This window comes from Pseudomonas sp. GL_091 (genome assembly GCF_057837725.1).
Genome location: NZ_CM174451.1, coordinates 762,286 through 783,636, shown reverse-complemented (window position 1 = coordinate 783,636; position 21,351 = coordinate 762,286). Strand labels below are relative to the sequence as shown.

Below are 21,351 nucleotides of genomic sequence, written 5' to 3'. Positions count from 1 at the left end.
GGTTCAAATACAATCTTATGAGGCTGCGCTCACGGCTCTTGGCCAGTTTCTGAAGGTTCCCACCGGCAGCTTTGGGTCGTTTTTTGCCCCTCGTGACAGGCAGAAATCGACCCAATATAGATAGTCCGTCCCGCCTGTCTTCGAAACTAGGCGCATTCAGAGTGCGGTGTTTGGTGTCTTCTAGGCCAGCTGCGTTCAGCCTTCGGTTCGATCTTTCATTGCTGTATTTAAGGGCTTAGAAACGTCCAGAACGAACACATCAATTAGTCCAGCTAGCTCTGGCGGCATCGTTTTCTCGATGCTGCTTTTCAGCTCCTGAGCGGAGTTGATATTTCGGTTTTTAATTCCTGCGACGTTCACATCTCGGCCAAACCAGATCACAAGATAAATGCCTTGGTGTTCAGCGTCTGGGTGGATGGAGTAGCGCGCATATAATTGCGCCGCCGCGGCAGTGTATAGCTCTCTATGCCACTGACCTTTTACCTCTGTCACAAGTAGCCGTCTTTTACCGCCAATCAATTTGGTCGCCGTGAAATCGCTGCGGTTAGCACTCTTCAACTGGTGCTCCGGCGTAATCGCGATGCCCTGCGGTTCGAGTATTAGGTTGAGACGTTCAGCAATGATCTCGGTAGCTCGTACTTCGTTCAAGTGCTTACCATTGTCGTAAAATCGATCCGCGGAGTTAAATTCACCACCATTTATTGCTTTCTGAAAATCTTGAAGTTCTTGGAGGACGAGTTGGCGCAAGCCCTCAACATTCACCACCATGTCGCGATCCAGGCGATCGACGATTTCCTTTGGCGTCGGTGGTTCGAAATCCCTCAGCGCTTTCTGAGCGATTTTGCCGGCACGTATGCTTTTCAGATCGTTGTACATGTCTGTGAACTTTGGATCAGCAAGAAGGCGATCAAGGACACGGACGGCGTCATCGGAGTCATCTAAATCTATTAACCAAACGACTTCCGTCAAAAATCGGTATGCATTTTCTTCGCTGGGGCTTCCCGTACCCCAATGGCTCGGTAGGTCAACCTTCGGCCATTTGTCAATAAAGGCCTCTAGAACAGCCTGCACTTTTCTTAATGTAAGCTTGGGCCAATGGGAGTGTTCACCATGGTTGAATCGCCCAGAGCGGTCATTAAGCAAAAATATAGTGTCCTTGTCGGCTTTGAGCCAATTCCAGTATGTTTCAGGTGTGTCCTCTAAAAAATAAAATGCTCGCACGAACCAAAAAGCGCGCCTTTTTTCGAGGTCTTCATCGCCTGTCGGGCTGGGCCACGCGGACATGAAAGTTGAGCAACGCTCTGCGATGATTTTTTGCAGGGCATCGCGATCACCGAACTCGGCCGCAATTTCAAAAAGTGTATCAAGCGATCCGAGCGCCAAATCAGGAAATCGGTTAAGCCATTCTATTGAGATTGCCGCCCGTAGGTGGCTGAAAGCCTCATCACCGCGTAACAACCAAATATCGGGATGTTGGCAACCCTTTTGTGCGAGTTGGGGCTCGACGTACTGCCGGAGAAAGGTTTCGGCACTTCCCGCGGCTGCGAAAATCAATCGGTTGACTTCATCTTTCAGCGCATGGCGTTCTTCGTCGGACACGGCACTGTAGCCCATGTCGATATTAGTTCGCAGTGCATTCAGTAACGGCAGATCGACATTTTCCAAGTTTCCGTCGCTGCGCATGATTTCCAAGCAAGCTGCAAAAAGAACAGGTTCAGTGTATGCGCCCTGCGATGCACACTGTAATTCCGCAAGCCTGAGCAGATTAGGGACATCGGGAGCAATGAAATCTAGGCAGTTTCTGAGAGCCTTTCGAACAAGCGCTTCATCACCGAACTCATACTCAATTTTATCTGGGTCGGTAAGAACCAAATCAGCAAAGCGCGTAAGACAAGGCCAATGCCGACCACTTTGAACAAGCTCTCGATTGTCCCGTAAATACTGGATGTTTAACTTATTGATGTCGTTTTGTTCTCGGCGGCGGCGATTCATCCTCCGCCTGTGGACAAACATGCTTTTTTGTTGGGCTTGTGCAGATTGCGCGGCCGCTCTATTGAATTTTGCCCACTCGCGCATCAAAGGAGATTTCTCCAATGCCTGTTCACGCATGTGCCGTCGCAATCTATTTGGGCCTCGCTGTGCTTGACTTTGATGAAAGTGATGCATTGCGATGTAACTCGCCCACAGTGCTGGGTTATCAATTTCAAATGCCAGATCAACTATAAAGTAGTAATCGCTGGATTGAAAACGAAGTCCGGAGTGAGAGTGAAAATCAAATTTCTGTATTCTAGTTTCGAAAATATCGTCGCTGCTGGTGAGGTTTCCAAATGCATGAGCCATTATTCCTTGCCGCAAGCCATCGTCATCTTGAAGCACTTTAACGGCCTTGCTCTGATCTGCTGATTTTTGCTCATGAAAAATCAGATTTTCGATCCAATGCCAAACCCTTTTCGGGTCAAAAGGAGGTGTTGCCAATTCAACGTATCGATCCAGCATCATGCCTACAATCTTGCTGATCCCAATTCTACAATCACATTCGTAATATTTTTTTTTGCATGTGCAAACAAGGTCTTTAGTTAAGTCATCAAGTAGCCACTCGATTGGTATCAAACCAAGTCCGCCAACGAAGCGCCTTATGAAATAACGCGTACCGATTGTGGATTTGTAAGGTTCTCGATGACTCGGGTAAAGGTTTGAGCAGACTCGAAAAAAGCCAGCGAGGTAGGCTAAACCAAATGCTTCGGCGCCGATAGCTGTTAGGATGGTTACCGCAATTTTCAGAGAGGTATGACTGGCTTCAGAGACCAGGACTGCTAAATCGGTGTGATGGTCATGGCCCGGCAGGTCGATCAGACATTTGCTGGCCAACAAGCGAGTGTGTTCGCTTTCGTCTGGATTCAACACGAGTTGACGCAACTCTTGTGTCAGATGCGCAATCGCTGGTGACCCCGTCAACAACTCAAGAATTAGATCACGCAAATGCCCATCACTGCCGCTCGCTAGAAGGGGTTTAATCTCTGTCATGACCTCTTGGGTGAAGAAACCTGAAGCACTGAACCGGCGCCAAGCATCTCCTCGCCGGAAATAGGGATCCTTCGTTTCGACAGCTTTCAGGCCTTGTATAAGTAGGCGCTTTGAGGAGTGTTCAAGTTGAGAGGGATCACCATTCGCAAGCACCGCGTAGGGATCAAGTTCAATAGCAGTCTCTTGAATGGATCTGTTGCCTAGCGCCGCGAGCCAACCCAGTAATCCCCGGAGTTCATCTCGAACTACGTTGTTCGGAGCGATGATAGGTAGGCATTTATGTAATGTCAGAGGATCAACCGGATCAGCGATCCGCTTGGCAAGGTAGTCCGCCGCACAGTATTCAGCAACGATCTTGTGAACAGGCCGATGTTGATCCGCACTGTCTCCAGGTTTAAAAAGTCGAGTTGCCAGGATGCCTTCAGCTGCTGTGTGTTTGTCAAAGAGTGATGCCAGCAGTGGATAGATCCGATCTGCGGTTGCCTCGCTCGTCCCTATGCCTTCTGCTCCGGACAGCAAAAGCTTGGCGAATACTTCCGAAGACAGAGCAACCCTTTGTGTGCTGGATAGCGTCTGCACTACATTGACGTTAGCTTCCTTCGCCAGCCGTTCGACCGCTTGTGAAAATATACTTCGTTTATCTGTGAAGTGTCTGCCGCTTTCCATATAGGCATCTGCAAACATCTTCAGAAATTGGGGGTTAGGGAGTAATGCTCCTAAGCCGAATCGAGCTACTTCCGCTTGGAACTTTGAAAATTCCTCACCCCGAACATGATGATGAAAAATTTCCTGCTGTTCTCCCTCTTCAAACTCGCAAAGCCTAACCACCAACGGTGAGCATCCTAGATAGTCTTCGAATGCGTTTGTGGCAACTGTGCCCCACTCGCTGGATCGGCTCGAAATGATGACGTGTGTTGGCTTTGCTTTTCTGGCGTTAGCAAGAAGGCTGTGAATACCCGTTTGATCGAGTTTGGCCAACTCATCAAACGCATCGATCACGAGTGGGTAATTCTCTGCATCGGCCCCCAAGTGTTTGAACTTGTTTGCGGTAACGGTGGAGGTTCCCAGCTGTCGGGCTAGGCTTCCCATAAGTTCAGTTTTTCCGCCTCCGGGTTCTGCTAAAACAACAACGTAATTTGAAGCTGCTAGCAATGCTTCTTCAGTATAAATACTGTCTTTGCTGGAGAGTATGCGCGGAAGGTAGAAAGTTGAATTCATAGGTTAAATTCTGTGTTTTAAACTGCACCTTATTTTCGGTGCTATGTTATTTCAGCCAGGTCGTTTCACTGACTGTTCCTGCTGATGATAGTACGCCATTTCAATCTCACATTGGGCTTTGCAAAGGTTCTGGCGCTCGGTTTTTTCGGTACGGTGCCAATCTCAGCAAGAGTAATCTGCCTGACCATAGGTTTGTGGTGCTGGTTGCGCTTACACTCTGAATCGCCCCCAATTTAGTAGACACGTCTGAATTAACGCTTTTGGCCGATTTCTGCCCGTCTCGAAGGGCTGCAGCCGACCCAAGTCGGACTTGTCCAAGCCTCTCGGATGCGGCCCAGCAGCTAGCTTCGGCTATACGTCAGCTTGCTAGTCAGGTCCTCCAGTTCTAAGATCGAGCTGAATCAAGGGATAGCGCCGCACGCGGTGAGCTTTGGATAAGTAGTATGACCGGATCCTAGGATCAAGCTATCAGGAAGGTAGATCTCAATGGATATCCCGTCTCAGCATGTTTTTGAGGCGCTTTCAGGGAAAGGCGTAGACGAGCTACATCATGCTAATAGTATCGCGACCGCTTGCCAGTTCCTAAGAAGCAAAGCTTTGATGTCTCGCGGCACCGTGGAGCGTATGGGATTGACGCAGACTGCGCAGTCCTCTGACGATGCAGATAAGCGATACAGCATCTGGTTTGATGTCTTTCTTGACTCCGTAGATATTCATGCGAGAGCAAGTCGTGCTAACGCCTATGGTCCTGTTCTATTTGTCTTCGATCTCGCACTCATTGATCGAAACAAGACAGGCCGAATCTGGGTAACCAAAGAGAATCCGACAAAGTGGGCAAGGAAGTCGGACGAAGAAAGATGGTTCCAGGATAAAAAAGAATTAAATAGCGATTTCGTCAGGGGAAGGTTCGATCAGATGATCGTATTGCGGCACTGTGGCGGATCATTTCCATTCGGACGGCACCTGAAGAAAATCATCCTTGATGATCCAAAGATGAAAACCGATGAGAACGTCAACATCTATAGCATGGCAGTTGGAGCTCTTAGGCTTGCGATGCAAGATGCCAACATCGATGTTCCCATTGAGCGTAGGAGGTGCAAAGCGCAATGCAAGTGTAAGGCTCACTGGAGTGGTGACGATGAGCGTCTCTTCAAAATGTTTGATCCAAAGACCTAACTGGCATTTCAAGTCGAGGTCCAGACCCTTCGCTGCGCCGCAGTTCAGCCATGGTTTAAGCTGGCCTTACCTGGCGGTTATTTTTGGTTCGTAGCAGCCACAATCCAATTCGCGGCGCGGCCTAATTCAGAGGGCACTAATGTCCGCCTCTGGCTGGCACTATCCGCTCGACGTTCAATTGCGTCAGTCGGCGGGTGTCCTGCTTTCGGTTCTTGCACGATGGCCGAGGCTACAAGCTTGGGTTCGCAGCATGGATGCCGCTGCCAACGAGCTGCATGCGCCGGCTGCACCGACCGCTTGATAGTCTCCTACTGGGCAATTTGTGCCTCTGGCTAGGGACAGCAGTCGACCCATTGCGGTCAATTGCAGAAGATGGCGGGCCAAAAGGCAAAAAGCGGCCTTTTGAACGTTCGCTCGATGGAAGTGTTAAGCCTACGCCGTTACATACTGGGCACTCATGGCAGCAAGGAATTGATTCATTTGCTTAGCCTTCGCGTCCGGTATCCCTGGGATTTGCCACAGAGTGGTTTGCCTCGCGTTTATGAATCTATTCTCCGCGTTCTCCACATCTGCGATAACGGCACAGGAAACCAGAGCGGATATTGCGCGTCCCGGAGTCAGGTATTTTCGTAGGTGGCGCTCATGGGCCTGAAGAAAGGTATTGTTTCTTTCCTCGAGTATTGACGACATGACCGCCAGCGTGGGCGCTTTTAAGATCGTATTCTCAGGCAGCAGGTCATCGAGATTAAGGGCAATGATGCCGAATTCACCCTCCCGTTCGATCTGCGCCACGGCGTTTGAGAGAACCTTTGAAACGTTGCCCTCGGAGTAGATCTTTTTGCAGGCAAACCCCACGGGTGCACCGGAGAAGCGAACTGAGAGATCAGGCTCGTCCAGTCTTGCGTCGATCTTGTGGCCTACAAGGATCCGGAGTAGTTCAAGTTCCCAGAGCGTATCTTTCGCCTTCGATCGTTCGCGACCAAGGAGGTCGAGGCTTCCCGTCAACAGACCTCGCAAGGTGTTACTCGGTGCTTCACATTGCGCTGCCGACAGCACTGCGGTGGAAATTCGTTCGACTTGAGCTGCAGCTAACAACTGAGCGAAGGTTATATCCTCTTTGGAGCCACTATCCCACGAGTCCGACATTTCAACCGTCATATCAATAAGTTGCTGCAATGATGGACTCTTCCTCGGGTTCAGCCCGTGGGACTTGATTACCTCAACAAGGGACAATGCCCTTGCCTTGATGCCGGCATACGGTGAGCTATCGACAGTAGTGAAGGCCGACGTTGTGCCAACCTGCGTTGCAAAGCCGGACGCGTAGACTTCAAGAATTGGCGAGTGTTCCGAGTGTCGTTTCATAGGCCCTACTTACGATTTGAGCGTGAGACGCATGTAGGAGAAGTTATGACTGTCCGCTCGATGAAGGCGTTAGGCGCCGATCGATCGCACATACCGAACCAGCGCTTCCTCTTCTGTTAGTAGAGTTGCATGGACTTTGGTGAGTAAAGCGTCAACTCGCGCTCGATCGCCACTCGAAAGACCATGCATGGCTGCCTTACTTCCATCAAGCATGGTACGAGGATAGAGTGCCTCGGGATGAAGTGGAATAGGATAACGCCCGGCCCATTCAAGAAAGTGCTCGAGCCTCTCCATGAGTTCTCTTTCGTCTGGCTCAAGAGTGAGATCATCCGCAAGGTCTTCGAGTTTATGTGACTTAAGAGCGAAGTTGCCGCCAGGACTGATTGCTGCTCCCTTAGCCGCAAGGCCTGCCTTGAGTAGGTTTTCTAGGGCGAACGCATAGAGCATCATCGCAACACTACCGGTGAACGGTTCACCACTGTCATCTCCACCTGATGCGAGTGCCGTTAGTTCAGAGGAGAACTGATCCCAGACGAGATTGGCGGCTCGCCGCATCTCCCTTGCCTTAATAAGCCACGGAAAGGGCTCCGCGCAGGCCTTGTGGTACTTATCGTTCGCGAAGGCCTTAGGCAACTCTTTGGTAATAGGTGTTCTTCGGCGGCTCATAATTTGGCACTCCTTACGTACCTAGCGCTTCACATAAACGGCGCGAAGCACGAGTGTCCGGCGCCCGCAGGGAGCGAATTTGATGTGATTGTACTTTTTCCAAGTATTTCGCTAGCAAGTTTGCTGAGTGTGTAAAGTTCTTCTCTACGTGGGCAACCCCGTAAATAGAAACCGTTCAAGAAACTCACCATGATCCTCAGATACAACTGACCTATGATTGCCCTCAATTAGCCAGCCCGAAACAGGCGAAAGATTTGTCCACGGTGGCGGCTCAATCAGTTCAGTGCCCATCGATTTGGTGAAGTACATGCTCCGACCATCCACGACCTTCACCGTTGCAATTTTATGCACTTCGGCGTACTTCAGAGCGCCGGACTGATAACCGGACGTAGTGAACACGGCACATTTCTGAGCCCCCACGGAACGCATCTTGTCGTAAAGCGCTTGAAGTGTCTCCCGCTTCACTGAGTACTTGTAGTGTTTGCACTCTACGAGAACCAAGAATTCCATCCCTAGGAACTCGAATCGAGCGGATACGTCAATTTCGTATTCGCCATCGACTCCTTGGATTACCTCCCGATGCTCCGACCTATATTCGAGAAGCGAATGACCCATCGCATTGAGCATGGAGCGCACATGAAGCTCAAACTCGATAGGGGTAAGCGTCAATTGAGGGTATCTGTCGTCCATTGACATCCGCTCCAGCGGTTTGCAGGGATAGGAAGGTTAGCGCTTTCCCCATGCGTCAGCCAGAGGCTGCTTCTGGCCGATCTCTGCCTGTCGCCACCGGCAGCTATGGGCAGTTCACTGCCAATCATGGATACGAAGCGTGCTGGTCAGATCGAATGCAAACGGCTGGTCAAGTGGAGTGCAGTATTCCAATTGGTATTCCAACAAAAAATTAAAATAGTTTTTAATGTTATAAATCAATAAATTACCGAACCGATTCAAATTACCCCGGCCCACCAATTGAGACACCAACGAAGCCCGCCCAGTGCGGGCTTCGTTGTATCTGGAGCTTCATATGTGACGGCTGTTGTGGACTCAGACAGGTTTCAGCGACATTTCAGCAACATCCTCTCTCCGGCGCTCTGCCGACCAAACACCAGCCCCATCTATATCAAAAGCCTTCAAGGCGCTCGAAACCTCCTACCTCGACCGGCACGTGGAATAATTGATCTGTTGGCAGGCGCAAACAGGACTCACGCTAACGATCAGTACTTGATGTCCCGGGCTGTGCGGCGGGTATCCTGCTTGGTGCTGCGCTTGTCCTGGCGACACTCTACGTTGCTCTTGTCATTGCCTTTTCTACAATCATCCTTGGTTTGCCGGGCAGTGGAGCGCCCTTCCTGCCTGGTATCGCGAGCTTCACGCCGTTGTTGACCCTGCTCGGTCGCGTAAGCGGGTAGCGTCACCCACTGCACGCCAGCGGCGATGAGCAGCATCGCCAGGGCTTTCAAGTAGTGCTTGCGAATCATGATTTTTCTCCAATGCCATATCGCTCAGTCGCTTCGTTCGCGCCCCCAGGAATTCAGCGAAAACGTGAGTTACATCGTACGCTCACAACTCACAAAAGCACTTTGTGGTACGTGAATTCTGACGATAGGGTCACATAGGCCGTCGCGCTAGGCTGTTATGTGCATGGTTGCAATATGGGCATCGGTCACGACTAAGCTTTGCAGCGGCCTGCCCCCAAAGAGGCCAGCGAGCCCCTCCAGAATATTTTGCATCCACGGTCACCCCTATCACTGCCATTTCCTCGGAAAAGCCCATGCGCCAAGCCCTCCTGATCATCGACGTACAACCCGGCTTCGCCCCGCCGCAGTGGCTGATCGACGGTATCCAGGCGCTCATCGGCACCCTGCCCAGTGTTGCCACGGTCGAGCGCCATGACGAATCCATAACCCCCTTCGAAAAACAGCTCGGCTGGCACCCCGCGCCGGACGATGACAGCCTGATCCCGGCCGACCGCATCTTTATCAAGCACGGCTATGCGCCCACACCGGAAACCATCGACTACCTGAAAAGCCTCAACGTCGAACGCGTGCTGGTGTGCGGCCTGCAGACCGAGACCTGTTGCCTGGCGGCGGGGTTTGCGCTGTTTGATGCGGGTTTGCAGCCGACGTTGATCACGGATTTGACGGTGGGGTCTTCGCTGGACCGGACGGGCGGGTTGGGGGTCAGGCTTTGGGAGCATCATTTCAAGCACACGGTGAGATCGAGTGACCTGTGATCGGTGCAACGACTTCACCGCGTCCTAGGACATTTCCCGCAAAACGCGTCGCCTTTCATGAACTGGCGGATGCAACTTCTCGACGATAGCCTTCAGGGGTCGCTGCACATCAGCGACCGGCTTTGACAGGCTGAAAACCGGGGCAGCTCCTATAAACAGACCAGGATCTCCATCATGAAAAGACACAGCCCCACCCCGCAAGACTCTTCACCCGATACAACTACCGAAACACCCAACTTATCCAACCTCTCCAAAACCACCGAACCCACCATCAGCGCCCGCCTCCGCAACCCCAATCACCTCGATCCCATCAGCCACGTATTCACCCTCCGCCCCAACATCGACACACCGTCCCTGCTCACCCACGCCAGTGAAACCCTCGCCTCACTCAACGTCATGAGCACTGACCTTGCTTGCGAGCTTGAGAGTTCGCGTCGCAACATCGCCCTGGCGATCCAGCAGTTGGCCGTGCTGGCGCAATTGCTGGTGAACCGGGCACTGGACAACATTGCGCCACTCGACGAAGTGGAGGCTTGAGATGGATCGATACATGCCGATGACCGGCATCGACTGCACCATCGCGTCGCTGCTGATAGACACCGAAGCACCACTGGATGTGCTGCACGAAACAGCCGCCTATCGCATTCGAACCGCGACGCAATTGCTGGAGAGCTTCGCGGCTGACGAGGGTGTTTACAGCGAACTGGCGCGGGTGCTGGTCACGTCCCTGCGCGATGGTTGCGATTTGCTGGATGTGGTTGGGCGGCGGTTGCGGATGCAGGTTTGATCCTTGAAAAATGGACGGTCTCATTGAGGTCGTCCAACTCCAGAGCCGCGATCATCAAGCACGCAGCCGCTTAATCCCAACCCCCACCAATATCCCCAACACAATCGACACCAACGGCACCGTCCCCACCCAGGTCAACGTCGGAAACACCAACAAAATCTGCGAGTCATTCCCACCGAGCATCATCGATGCACCGGTCCCCATCAACACGCCTGCGAGCAAATGCCTGCCCGCTGTCATCGCTGCCAACCGCTGATAGTTGAACGTGCGGCGATGCAAGGTGTAACAGAGCATGCCCAGCATCAGCATGGCGAACACCGCCACACGTTGGGTGGTCAATGATGTGTCGCCCGGGCCCCAGAACCTTTGCGAGAGATCGTAGAAGAACACGCTGGGCGTCCACAGCGGTTCGAAGGTGTAGAGGGCACTGGTCAACGCCCCCAGGAGCAGGCTCGACAGCACCAGGTGTCTGTCGCCGTGAATCCGCATCAGGAACAGCAAAATCAGCAGCACGATGCCAATGACCAGCCAGTAATGACGGCTGGTGATCATCGGCATTTGCAGCGCCCGGTGTTCGGTCAGCATGTTCAAGTGATGCCACAGCACGATGCCCAGCACCCAGCCGAGGATGGTGAAGGCCTTGTTGAGGTTGCCGCTGGCGAGCTTGGTGAGGGTGCCGACACTGCATCCGTCGTTGAGTACCGAGGCGAGGCCGAACAACAACCCGCCACCGACCAGTGACAGATAGCCAACTTCAGGGATGAACAGCGGCTGACTGACGCCAGACAAGGCGTAGAGCGGTGCGAGCAAGAGACCGAACAGACCGCAACTGACCAGCGACACGAACAGGGTCGGCCGGCGTTTGAGCAGCAGCCCCATGGCATTGACCAGGCACATGCCCATGCGCTGGGACACCCAGCCAATGAGGAACGCCAGCAGCAGTGAAACCGGCAATGAAAACACGGGCCTCCTTGTTTCCGGGTGATGGCAGCGAGTCGATGCCTGACAGACAGATTAGTCGCTGGGCAAACACTTCGGATGAACCCGCAAAGCCCTTCTACACTCATTTCGCAATCGCCCTACAACCCCTGTCGAATAGGCCCCCATGACCACCCTCACCGACCGTTTGAAGCAAGGCAAGGATGCGCGCAAGAAGTGTTCCCGCAGTTCGCAAGCAGCCTTGGGCAATGTCGACCGCGACCCCATACCGCTGATCAAGGCGTCGAGTGAAGGACGCGTCAAATCGCTGGTGGAGTTGCGCTACGGACGCATGCTGGTGTCACCTTTCACCTTCTATCGCGGCAATGCGCTGCTGCAGGCCCACGATTTGGCGGGCACCTCGAACATGGGGCTGGTATCGCCGATTTGCGGTGATAGCCACCTGATGAATTTCGGGGGGTTCGCAACGCCTGAACGCAACCTGCTGTTCAGCGTCAACGACTTCGATGAAGCCCATCCCGGGCCGTGGGAGTGGGACTTGAAACGCCTGGTCGCGAGCTTCCTGGTGGCCGCCCGCGACTTGCGTCATGGGGAATCAGTTGAGGAAACCATCTGCCACGACGTGGTAAGCGCCTATCAAAAGACCATGCAGGAGTGCGCCGAACAGAGCTCGCTGGAAACCTGGTACGAATCCATCAGCTATGACGACCTGCTCGAGCAGGCCAACAAAAGTACGCTGGAGCATGTGGAACGCGCCATCGCCAAAGCCGAACGGCGCACCCACGCCGAACTGCTGCCGAAAATCAGCGAACGCGACGCCCATGGCCGTCTGATCATTCGCGATGACCTGCCGGAAATTTTCCACCTGCACAAAAACACCACCTTGCTGGACGCCGATGATGACTGGTTGCGCCTCTCGGACTGGCGTCCGCTCTACGACACCTTCATGCGCGACTATCGCGGCACCCTGCAAGCGGACCGCCGTGATCTGGTGTCGCGTTTTCACGTTCAGGACATGGCGTTCAAAGTGGTGGGCGTGGGCAGTGTCGGTACCCGTTGCCTGGTGGCGCTGCTGACCGACGATCAGGAGTTCCCGCTGTTCCTGCAATTCAAGGAAGCACGACGCTCGGTACTCGCCGGCTACGTGAAGACCAGGTCGCGGGTGCGGCATGAGGGGCAGCGAGTGGTCGACGGCCAGCGGTTGATGCAATCGGCCAGCGACTTGTTCCTCGGCTGGACCACCGGCCCCAGCGGGCGACATTTCTATGTGCGGCAATTGCGCGATATGAAAATCTCCGCCGAGCTCGAGACCTTCGATGGCGACGCATTCGCCGCCTATGGCCGGCTCTGCGGCCGGGCCCTGGCTCGCGCCCATGCCAAGTCTTCCGGGCACGCGGCGGTGATCAGCGGCTACATCGGCAAGAGCGACGCACTGGCCGACGCGCTCTATAAATACGCCCAGGGCTATACCAAGCACAACGAGCGTGATTTCGAGCGGTTCCAGCAAGCCTGCCGCAAGGGCCGCTTGCGTGCCCGGTCGGAAGCCGACTTTGCCGCGGATCATTTGCCGTAGCGGTGTTGCAAGCTCTGGTACGGGGCTTTGTGCGAGATGAATTTTTCTTCACCCCACTACCCCGCGCCAGCCTGTACATTTCGCTCGCTCATTCAAGAAACTACGGTTTGCCCGCTCTCCCGCGGGCTTTTTTTCGCCTGTTGATTTGCCTGACGGCCACCGCTGGTTTTAGCCGGCCGTCACCCTCCATCACTGTGCCACCTGCGCGACGCTCCCTTGCGATTGCTCGGGCAGCAAACAGCCTTTGGCCATCCACTGGCAGTCTCTGGCCCAGCGAAAGCCGGATTCCAGATCGCCGCGGTCGTTGTAATACCCCAGCCTGAGTTGAGTGGCACTCAGGTCGAGTTTGGCAAAACCAGCCCGCGAGTCAGTAAAGGTGCTATCCGGTGTTGGCGTTTGCAAGGCAGACAGCCTCTTACCACCCGCCCCGGAAATCACCCAAGCGGGTTCGCCTGCACGCAACAGCAATTGCTGGTTGTGATCATGACCCGACAAAAGCAGATCGACGTGGTTGCGTTGCAACACTGGCAAGAGCCATGTGAGCAGATTCGACTCCTCGTCATGCTTGCCTTGATTGCGCACCGGGTGATGGGACGCGGCTATTCGCCATACCGGTGCCGGTCCGGGTGCCTGGTACGCCTGATCGATCAAATCGATTTGCTGCTGCAAACTCTCACGTGGCGCCGAGGTGTCGAGGAACACCATCCGCACCAATGGCCGCCCGTCGACGTCACCGAAATCCTTGACGTAGAAATTCGCCGGCAACTGCCAACGGCCCGATCCCTTGTGCTGTTGGCCGTACTCGATCTCGTATTTTTGCGACACCGGGTAATCGTGATTGCCCAGCACCGCGTAGAATGGCACACGGCTGAGCCAATGGCCCCAATAGACACGCTCGAATCGGGTTTCCCAGTGGAGATCGTGGGTGCTGGTCAATGGCTTGCCATAGAAGTTGTCGCCGAGGAAAACCACCATGTCCAGGCGCCCCTCCCTGGACGCAACCCACTCCATGGCTTGTCCCACCCGCCACTGTTGCAAGTCGCCGCTACCCTGATCGCCCACCGCGATCATCGACACCGATGCAGGGTCCAGACCGCTCAACGGAACGTACGGCGATGGTGGCGTAAACAGCCAGTAACCACCGCTCGCCAATAAAAGAGCGAAGGCAATGCCTGAGCCAAGTACGATCCTTCGGAGCACCAAACGTTTTGCAGAAATCGAGGTGGAATTTGTGCGTTTCACTCAGGGGCTCACTGGGCTTGGAAAGCCAGACAGGGTGGCGAAATGAAGATCAATCTACCCCCCAATAGATCACAGCATTTGTCCACGATTTGTTAAGAAATCGTTCTTTAGACTTTTTCCAGCCTGTTTTTTCGGCCTTCCTTTTCCGGTAGCCAGAAGTCATGTCGTGCGCTGTGTTGCCTGCGACTTTTCAGCGAAGCGTTTCTGGAAAAACCGCCTCTGCGCCTGCTGTACCGTTGATCGCAGTCGCACACGAACCCTGAGCTTTCTGAAGGTTTCCCCGGGCAAAAAAAACCCGCAACCCTTTCGGGTTGCGGGTTTTTCAGTTCAACGCCAACTCAATTCACAGGCTGAGTCTGAGCCGTCGGCACCGGTTGTTGCGCCTTGGAGAGCACGGGCTGTTCCAGCCTCGCTCGCCCATAGAACGCCAGCGCCGTCAGCAAACACGCCAACCACACGAAGATCCCGGCCCAGAAGGTGTGGGACATGTAGTGCCACCCTTGCAATACCCGTGTGGTGCCATAGATGAAACCGAGGGTCAGCGAGCCGTACATGATCGCTTTCGAATAGCGCCAGCGATAACGGCGAGCCACGAAGTACAACGCCAGCATGGTGAAACCGCCCGATGCGTGTCCGCCCGGCCAGCAGCGACCGTCACCGGCGACTTTCAGCAGGTCGAAATTCTCATACCACTCAACGTGCTCCTTTTTGCCGCCGTACTGGGTGGTCTCGATCGGGCAATACACGCTGGTGTGGCCCTTGAGGTAGTGAATCACCCCGGTGCTGATGGAGAACGCGAACACCACGTAGAGAAAATCGCGACGGTGCCGGGTGGCAAAGCGCAGCACCGGTGCGACTTTGATTTTTTCCAGGAAGGCGATGATTTTCGAGTGCTTTTCAGCCTTCAGGCGCGGCCAGAGAAATGACAGCAAGGCACCGATAATCGCGATCTCGCCCGTCCAGTTCGGGATGATCCGCGCCCATTTATGGGTAATTTTTTCGAACAGATGGACATGGTCCAACGGGAACGTCTGCGTCACCGGATCAAAAAAGTAATTATTGAAGGCGATGTCGATGCTGGTCATGTCGAACATCAGAAACACCACGACCGCGCAGGCCAGCGGAATACCGAAGTTCACCCAGTAAAAGCGGTAGCGAGAAGCGGTCAGCATTGTGAATCCTGATTCTGAAAGATGAAGGAAAAGCTCAACGAGTGGTCACCGAGCTCCAGTCGGAAGCTTCGATGAAGCCAAGCATGCGCGGAGTCTGCGGGGTTTCGGCGGAAATAAACAGAGAGGCGCCGTAACCCAGCGTCGATGCCGGCAACTTGAGGTCTTTTTCCAGTTGCTCCATGCACTCGCTGTGAGTGACAAGAATCAGGTTGCGCCCGGCCACTTTGTGCGCCAGGGAGTCGCGCAACATGGTGCCCTTGCAACTGATCAGCCAGTTTTCACCCGTGCCAACCTTGTTGAACATGAAGTTGGCGGTCTGCGCTGTACGCAATATCGGGCTGTTGTAGATATCAGCCTTGTCCAGGCCCAGGTGCTTGAACTGTACCCCGAGGCTCTCGGCAACACTGCGAGAGCGCTCGGTAATGCCATCGTTGCCTATCAGGCAAGGCGCCGAGGAGTGATCGCAGCGCTCGACGTGACGCACCAGCACGATCATGTCGCCCTTGGCCCATCCCGTCATCAACGCCTGTGCACCGGCTACATTACCGTGAGCCAGGTCCGGTGCGGTGGCGGGACGCAACAAAAATACGGTCAGCGGGATGACCAGCAGCGCCGAGGCCAACACCACGGCGGCATTGCGATAGCGGGCATAGCGGTTCAGATCGATCGAGCGTTTTTTCCCGAAAAGACTCAGTCTCAATTCCACATCAAGCCGCCTCACCGGCACGCAACACCTCATTAGATCCCGAAAGGCTAAAGAAACGTGCGTTGCCGGCGGGTGAAAGACATGTGAAAAAAAGCTTAAAGCATTGCAAAAACCTTGTTACAGAATCCGCCACACAAAAACCTTTCAGCTCCCGGGATTGCTGCCGATACATCCTGCTTACACAGCTTGGCGGCCCCCAAAAAAAACAATCTTCCAGCCAACCGACGATAAAGAAGTACCAAGTTCCTGGAGGAATGTGATGAATAGCTGGTTCGGCAACATCAGCGTGAACCTGAAACTGGGCCTGGGGTTTGGCCTGGTCCTGGCACTGACCTGCGTCCTCGCCCTGACCGGCTGGACCAGCCTGGGCGGGTTGATCGACCGCAGTAACTGGATGAGCGACATCACCCAGCTCAACGCCGGCCTGACCAAGCTGCGCGTGGTTCGCCTGCAATACATGCTGACCAACGGCGACGAAACCGCCGCGCAGAGCGTGCAGACCACCCTCGACGCCTTCTCGGCCCAGCAGCAAACCCTGCTGGCGAAGTTCAAGAGCCCGGAAAACCTCAAGCTGCTGCGCGAGCAAGGCGCCGTCATCGACGCCTACAAGACGTCCCTGGGCAAGATGCGCAGCGCCTATCGCGCCGGCAACAGCGCCCGCGACGCCATCAGTGCCAACGCCGAAACCGCCAACACGCTGATCAATGACATCAATACCCGCGTGCAGCAAATGCCGTTGAGCGACCAGCGCTTCGAACAGTTCCAAGTCATCACCGCGGCCAAGGAAGCGTTCCTGTTGGCCCGCTACGAAGTGCGCGGCTACACCACCAGTACCAATGCCGAGACCGAGCAAAAAGCCATCGGCCAACTGGACGCCGCCATCGCCAGCCTGAAACCGCTGAACGCGCACTTCGCCGATTCCCAACAAGACGCCCTGCGTCAGCTGGAAACTGCGCTAGGCAACTACCGCAACGCCTTGCAGGCCTACAAGGCCGCCAGCAATGACGCGGTGCAAGCGCGCAAGGAAATGACCGACCAGGGCACCGCCATCGTGTCCCAGAGCGATCAGCTGTACCAGATCCAGCTCGACCGCCGTGACGCCGAAAGCGCCCAGGCACGCACCCTGCAAATGATCAGCACCTTGCTGGCGTTGCTGGTGGGCGTCATTGCCGCTGTGGTCATCACTCACCAGATCACCCGCCCATTGCGTGAAACCCTGGCGGTGGTCGATCGCATCGCCAGCGGTGACCTGTCCCAGAACGTGCTGGTCACCCGCCAAGATGAGCTCGGGGTGTTGCAGCAAGGCATCGCACGTATGGGCGTGACCCTGCGCGACTTGATCAGCGGCATCCGCGACGGCGTGACCCAGATCGCCAGCGCCGCCGAAGAGCTGTCGGCCGTGACCGAGCAGACCAGCGCCGGGGTCAACAGCCAGAAAGTCGAGACCGATCAGGTGGCCACCGCCATGCACGAGATGACCGCCACCGTGCAGGAAGTCGCGCGCAACGCCGAAGAAGCCTCGCAAGCCGCTGCGGCGGCGGACGGCGAAGCCCGTGAAGGTGACAAGGTGGTCAACGAAGCCATCGCCCAGATCGAGCGTCTGGCCAGCGAAGTGGTACGTTCCACCGAGGCCATGAGCGTGCTGCAACAGGAAAGCGACAAGATCGGCAGCGTCATGGATGTGATCAAGGCCGTCGCCGAGCAGACCAACCTGCTGGCGCTCAATGCCGCCATCGAAGCGGCCCGTGCCGGTGAAGCCGGTCGTGGTTTTGCCGTGGTGGCCGACGAGGTCCGCGGCCTGGCCCAGCGCACGCAGAAATCCACCGAGGAAATCGAAGGCCTGGTGGCCGGTCTGCAGAACGGCACGCAACAAGTGTCGGCGGTGATGAACAACAGCCGAGTCCTCACCGACAGCAGCGTGGCCCTGACCCGCAAGGCCGGCGAGTCACTGGAGAATATCACCCGCACGGTGTCCAACATCCAGTCGATGAACCAGCAGATCGCCGCCGCTGCCGAACAGCAAAGCGCCGTGGCCGAAGAGATCAGCCGTAGCATCATCAACGTGCGCGACGTGTCTGAACAGACTGCTGCTGCGAGTGATGAAACGGCTGCGTCGAGTGTTGAACTCGCTCGACTGGGGAGTCAGTTGCAGATGATGGTCAGCCACTTCCGCGTCTGACATTCAGTCAGCGCTTAATGATAGATCCAATCGCGAGCAGGCTCGCTCCCACAATGGATCTGTGTCGTCCCATCGCCCCCTGTGGGAGCGGGCTGCTCTTGGCACATCATGCCGGGTAACCCTGAGCGACTGGCGAACGGTTTTAAACACAAATCGCATTGGTAAACACCAACCGATTGCCAAACGGATCACTGATGGTCATATCCTGGCTACCCCATGGCATGGCCTGGATCTGTGGAGGCGCAAACGCATACGCCTTGGCCAGCAATTGCTCCTGGAAGGCTTCCAGTTCATCGGTCTCGATGCGCAAGGCCGAACCCGGCGTACTGTCGCCGTTGTATTCGGACAAGTGCAGCACGCACTCACCCCGCGAGACTTGCAGGTACAACGGGAGGCTGGCTTCGAAACGATGCTGCCAGTCGATCTTGAAACCGAGGAAGTCGACGTAGAACTCCACTGCCTTGGCTTCGTCGAAAATGCGCAGGATCGGAGTGGTTTTGCCGAAGCTCATCGGGTTGCTCCCTGTAGGAACGAGCCTGCTCGCGATGGTCGTTAACGATAACGCGTTTTGACTGGCTAAACGCGGCGCCTTTGACTCCATCGTCGGATCGCCGCCCGGAGCAGGCTCGCTCCTACATGATTGAACAGCGTTAGGTTGTCGGCTTTGATAACAGTCCTTCGGCGCGGAAATGCCAATCTTTAGTCTCAAAATGCCATCACTGTGACGCAGTCCTCGAAACTCACTGAAAACCCGTGCGCAAATCCCCTTCCCGGGCCAGGAACCGCCCTTCCCTGCGCCCGTTGGCCTGGCCATCGCGGTAGCTCAACACACCATTGACCCATACGCCCTCGATACCTTGCGCCGCCCGCTGCGGGTCGTTGAAATCGGCGACATCACGGATGGTCGCCGGATCGAACAACACCAGGTCGGCCCAATGGCCTTCGCGTATTTCACCGCGCTCCTTCAAACCGAAGCGTGCCGCCGACAGCCCGGTCATTTTGTGCACGGCGGTGTGCAACGGGAACAGTCCTACATCACGACTGAAATGTCCGAGCACCCGGGGGAATGCGCCCCACAAGCGTGGGTGCGGAAACGGGTCTTCCGGCAAGCCGTCGGAGCCGACCATCGACAGCGGATGCGCGAGGATTCTGCGGACATCCGCCTCATCCATTCCGTAGTACACCGCACCGGCCGGTTGCAGTTGGCGAGCGGCCTCCAGCAACGGCACATTCCATTCGGCGGCAATGTCCATCAGGTCGCGGCCACCCATCTCCGGGTGCGGCGTCGACCAGGTGATGGTGATGCGATGGGCATCGGTCACCTGCTTGAGGTCCAGGGTCGAAGAGCTCGCGGCGTAGGGATAACAGTCGCAACCCACCAGGTGGGTTTTCGCCGCCTGTTCGAGGGACGCCAGCAGCTGCGGACTACGCCCCCAGTTACCGGCGCCGGCGCATTTGAGGTGAGAAATGATCACCGGGCTTTGCGCATGACGACCGATCCGGAACGCCTCGTCCATGGCCTCCAGCACCGGTTCGAACTCGCTGCGCAAATGGGTGGTGTAGACCGCCCCGAACGCGGTCAACTCTTCAGTCAGCTGCATCACTTCCTCGGTGGACGCCGAGAAGGCACTGGCATAGGCAAGGCCGGTGGACAGGCCCAAGGCGCCAGCCTCAAGGCTTTCGCGCAATTGCTCACGCATCGCGCTGATTTCGTCCGCCGTGGCGGTGCGATACAGGTCGTCCAGATGATTGCTGCGCAACGCCGTGTGGCCGACCAACGCAGCAACGTTCAGCGTGGTGTTCGCCGCTTCTACCGCCGCGCGGTAATCGCGGAAGGTCGGATATACGAACGCAGCGGCCGTGCCCAGCAGGTTCATCGGATCTGGCGGATCGCCGCGCAAGCTCACTGGTGACGCACTGATCCCGCAGTTGCCGACGATGACCGTGGTCACGCCCTGGCTGAGCTTGGGCAGCATCTGCGGCTGACGAATGACTACGGTGTCGTCATGGGTGTGCACATCGATGAAACCCGGCGCCAGCACATGGCCCTGCGCGTCGATTTCCTCGCTGGCACGGGCATCGCGCAAGTCGCCGATACGCTCGATGCGCCCGTTGAGAATGGCCACGTCGGCGGGGTATCCGGGGCTGTTGCTGCCGTCGATGATCAGGGCGTTGCGAATCAGCGTGTCGTACTGCATGTCAGTCTCCCAGCGGCAAGTGATCGTCGCCGCCGCGGTATTCGTCGAGGGCGAGTTTGATCCGCCGCAGACGTTCTTGATTGTCTTCAGGATTGGCCAATGCAAGCTCGGTGGCGAGCACATCGATGGCCAGCAGCATGCCGTAGCGCGCTGCCGTGGGTTTGTAGATGAACGAGGTTTCGGCGCTCTGCAGGGGCAGGACAATGTCGGCCCGTTGCGCCAGCGGCGAATCCGCCCGGGTGATGGCCAGAATGCGTGCGCCATAGTTGCGCGCCAGTTCCACCGTTTCAATCAGCTCCGGGGTGATCCCGGTCAGCGAGCAGACAATCACCACGTGTTCGGCGCTGAGGCTGGCGGCGGTGACGCGCATCATCACCGCATCGTGGCACACCGCAATCGGATAGCCGAGGCGAACCAGGCGCACCTGCAGTTCATCGCTGCACAGGGTCGAGCAGCCGCCCATGCCGAAAGCGTGAATCATCTGCGCCTTGCCCAGCAGTTTCACCGCATCGGCGAAACGTGACTCATCGAACGCGGCCAGGTGCTGGCGCAAAGTCGACTCGATGTCACCCACGATCTGCCCGTAGAACGCCGACTGCTCGGGCGTGCCCGCCGGGTCGAGAAACCGGCTGCCGACGCCGCTGGCCTGGGCCAGTTGCAAGCGTAAGTCACGCAGGTCCTTACAGCCGACCGTGCGGGCGAACCGCGACAGCGTGGCGCTGCTGACTTCCGCCCGCAGCGCCAGTTCATCAAGGCTGGCGGAGGCGGCAAATCCTACGTCGTCGAGCATCAGGCGGGCGATGCGTCCTTCACCGGCGCTGAAGGAATCCTGACGGGCGCGGATCTGGTAGAGGATGTCCATGCAAGTGGCTCCGG

18 protein-coding genes and 1 pseudogene are annotated in these 21,351 nt (G+C 55.9%); 7 read left to right on the top strand and 12 right to left on the bottom strand.

From position 1 onward, the window contains the following. Positions 1-195 precede the first annotated feature (195 nt). Positions 196-4,242, bottom strand: coding sequence for an NACHT domain-containing antiphage protein EruA (gene eruA, locus AC3ITY_RS03490; RefSeq protein ID WP_489307643.1), 4,047 nt, complete (start codon positions 4,240-4,242; stop codon positions 196-198). 486 nt (positions 4,243-4,728) lie between these two features. Between eruA and AC3ITY_RS03485 the strand changes: the two genes are divergently transcribed. Then, complete coding sequence (locus tag AC3ITY_RS03485) at positions 4,729-5,418, top strand: hypothetical protein (RefSeq protein WP_489307641.1); 690 nt, start codon at positions 4,729-4,731, stop codon at positions 5,416-5,418. 432 nt (positions 5,419-5,850) lie between these two features. Here AC3ITY_RS03485 and AC3ITY_RS03480 read toward each other — a convergent pair whose 3' ends face one another. From AC3ITY_RS03480 to AC3ITY_RS03465, 4 genes are all read right to left on the bottom strand, one after another. Continuing rightward, positions 5,851-6,780: a hypothetical protein gene (locus tag AC3ITY_RS03480; RefSeq protein WP_489307639.1), complete on the bottom strand. Its 930-nt coding sequence runs from the start codon at positions 6,778-6,780 to the stop codon at positions 5,851-5,853. 69 nt (positions 6,781-6,849) lie between these two features. Beyond that, on the bottom strand, positions 6,850-7,446 hold the full coding sequence (locus AC3ITY_RS03475) for a hypothetical protein (RefSeq protein ID WP_489307637.1): 597 nt from the start codon (positions 7,444-7,446) through the stop codon (positions 6,850-6,852). A 144-nt stretch (positions 7,447-7,590) separates the two neighbouring features. Next, a complete protein-coding gene (locus tag AC3ITY_RS03470) occupies positions 7,591-8,136 on the bottom strand; it encodes a restriction endonuclease (RefSeq protein WP_489307635.1) in 546 nt (181 codons plus the stop codon). A 524-nt stretch (positions 8,137-8,660) separates the two neighbouring features. Next, complete coding sequence (locus AC3ITY_RS03465) at positions 8,661-8,924, bottom strand: hypothetical protein (RefSeq protein WP_489307634.1); 264 nt, start codon at positions 8,922-8,924, stop codon at positions 8,661-8,663. A 293-nt stretch (positions 8,925-9,217) separates the two neighbouring features. Between AC3ITY_RS03465 and AC3ITY_RS03460 the strand changes: the two genes are divergently transcribed. The 3 genes from AC3ITY_RS03460 (at position 9,218) to AC3ITY_RS03450 (ending at position 10,466) form a co-directional block, all read left to right on the top strand. Next, entirely contained in the window at positions 9,218-9,679 is a 462-nt protein-coding gene (locus AC3ITY_RS03460; RefSeq protein WP_223454223.1) for an isochorismatase family protein, read from the top strand. 174 nt (positions 9,680-9,853) lie between these two features. Beyond that, a complete protein-coding gene (locus tag AC3ITY_RS03455; protein ID WP_223533425.1) occupies positions 9,854-10,216 on the top strand; it encodes a DUF6124 family protein in 363 nt (120 codons plus the stop codon). Between the two features lies 1 nt (position 10,217). Continuing rightward, positions 10,218-10,466: a hypothetical protein gene (locus tag AC3ITY_RS03450; RefSeq protein ID WP_056728170.1), complete on the top strand. Its 249-nt coding sequence runs from the start codon at positions 10,218-10,220 to the stop codon at positions 10,464-10,466. A 54-nt stretch (positions 10,467-10,520) separates the two neighbouring features. Here the strand turns inward: AC3ITY_RS03450 and AC3ITY_RS03445 are convergent, their stop codons facing one another. Beyond that, entirely contained in the window at positions 10,521-11,429 is a 909-nt protein-coding gene (locus AC3ITY_RS03445) for a YeeE/YedE thiosulfate transporter family protein (protein ID WP_489307631.1), read from the bottom strand. A 142-nt stretch (positions 11,430-11,571) separates the two neighbouring features. Between AC3ITY_RS03445 and AC3ITY_RS03440 the strand changes: the two genes are divergently transcribed. Further along, positions 11,572-12,978: a DUF2252 domain-containing protein gene (locus AC3ITY_RS03440; RefSeq protein WP_489307629.1), complete on the top strand. Its 1,407-nt coding sequence runs from the start codon at positions 11,572-11,574 to the stop codon at positions 12,976-12,978. Positions 12,979-13,167: 189 nt separating this feature from the next. Here the strand turns inward: AC3ITY_RS03440 and AC3ITY_RS03435 are convergent, their stop codons facing one another. The 3 genes from AC3ITY_RS03435 to pmrG all read right to left on the bottom strand — a co-directional run bounded on the left by AC3ITY_RS03435 (position 13,168) and on the right by pmrG (position 16,098). Beyond that, positions 13,168-14,220: a metallophosphoesterase gene (locus tag AC3ITY_RS03435; RefSeq protein WP_489307628.1), complete on the bottom strand. Its 1,053-nt coding sequence runs from the start codon at positions 14,218-14,220 to the stop codon at positions 13,168-13,170. Positions 14,221-14,558: 338 nt separating this feature from the next. Beyond that, positions 14,559-15,392 (bottom strand): phosphatase PAP2 family protein, encoded by an 834-nt coding sequence (locus AC3ITY_RS03430; protein ID WP_489307626.1) that lies wholly within the window; start codon positions 15,390-15,392, stop codon positions 14,559-14,561. A gap of 34 nt (positions 15,393-15,426) precedes the next feature. Beyond that, entirely contained in the window at positions 15,427-16,098 is a 672-nt protein-coding gene (gene pmrG / locus AC3ITY_RS03425) for a lipopolysaccharide core heptose(II)-phosphate phosphatase PmrG (RefSeq protein WP_489307625.1), read from the bottom strand. Positions 16,099-16,357: 259 nt separating this feature from the next. On the opposite strand from pmrG, the pseudogene AC3ITY_RS03420 reads away from it, so the two are divergent. After that, positions 16,358-17,419, top strand: a pseudogene (locus AC3ITY_RS03420) (methyl-accepting chemotaxis protein); the annotation flags it as partial. Continuing rightward, a complete protein-coding gene (locus AC3ITY_RS03415) occupies positions 17,414-18,277 on the top strand; it encodes a methyl-accepting chemotaxis protein (protein ID WP_489310764.1) in 864 nt (287 codons plus the stop codon). The pseudogene AC3ITY_RS03420 and the gene AC3ITY_RS03415, both read left to right, overlap by 6 nt. A 142-nt stretch (positions 18,278-18,419) precedes the next feature. On the opposite strand, the gene AC3ITY_RS03410 is transcribed toward AC3ITY_RS03415, so the two are convergent. The 3 genes from AC3ITY_RS03410 to AC3ITY_RS03400 form a co-directional block, all read right to left on the bottom strand. Next, entirely contained in the window at positions 18,420-18,788 is a 369-nt protein-coding gene (locus AC3ITY_RS03410) for a glyoxalase superfamily protein (RefSeq protein WP_489307624.1), read from the bottom strand. Positions 18,789-19,017: 229 nt separating this feature from the next. Next, the gene (locus AC3ITY_RS03405; protein ID WP_489307623.1) at positions 19,018-20,475 is read right to left on the bottom strand and encodes an N-acyl-D-amino-acid deacylase family protein; all 1,458 of its coding nucleotides are present in this window, start codon (positions 20,473-20,475) and stop codon (positions 19,018-19,020) included. 1 nt (position 20,476) lies between these two features. Next, complete coding sequence (locus AC3ITY_RS03400) at positions 20,477-21,337, bottom strand: MurR/RpiR family transcriptional regulator (protein ID WP_489307622.1); 861 nt, start codon at positions 21,335-21,337, stop codon at positions 20,477-20,479. Positions 21,338-21,351: the final 14 nt, after the last annotated feature.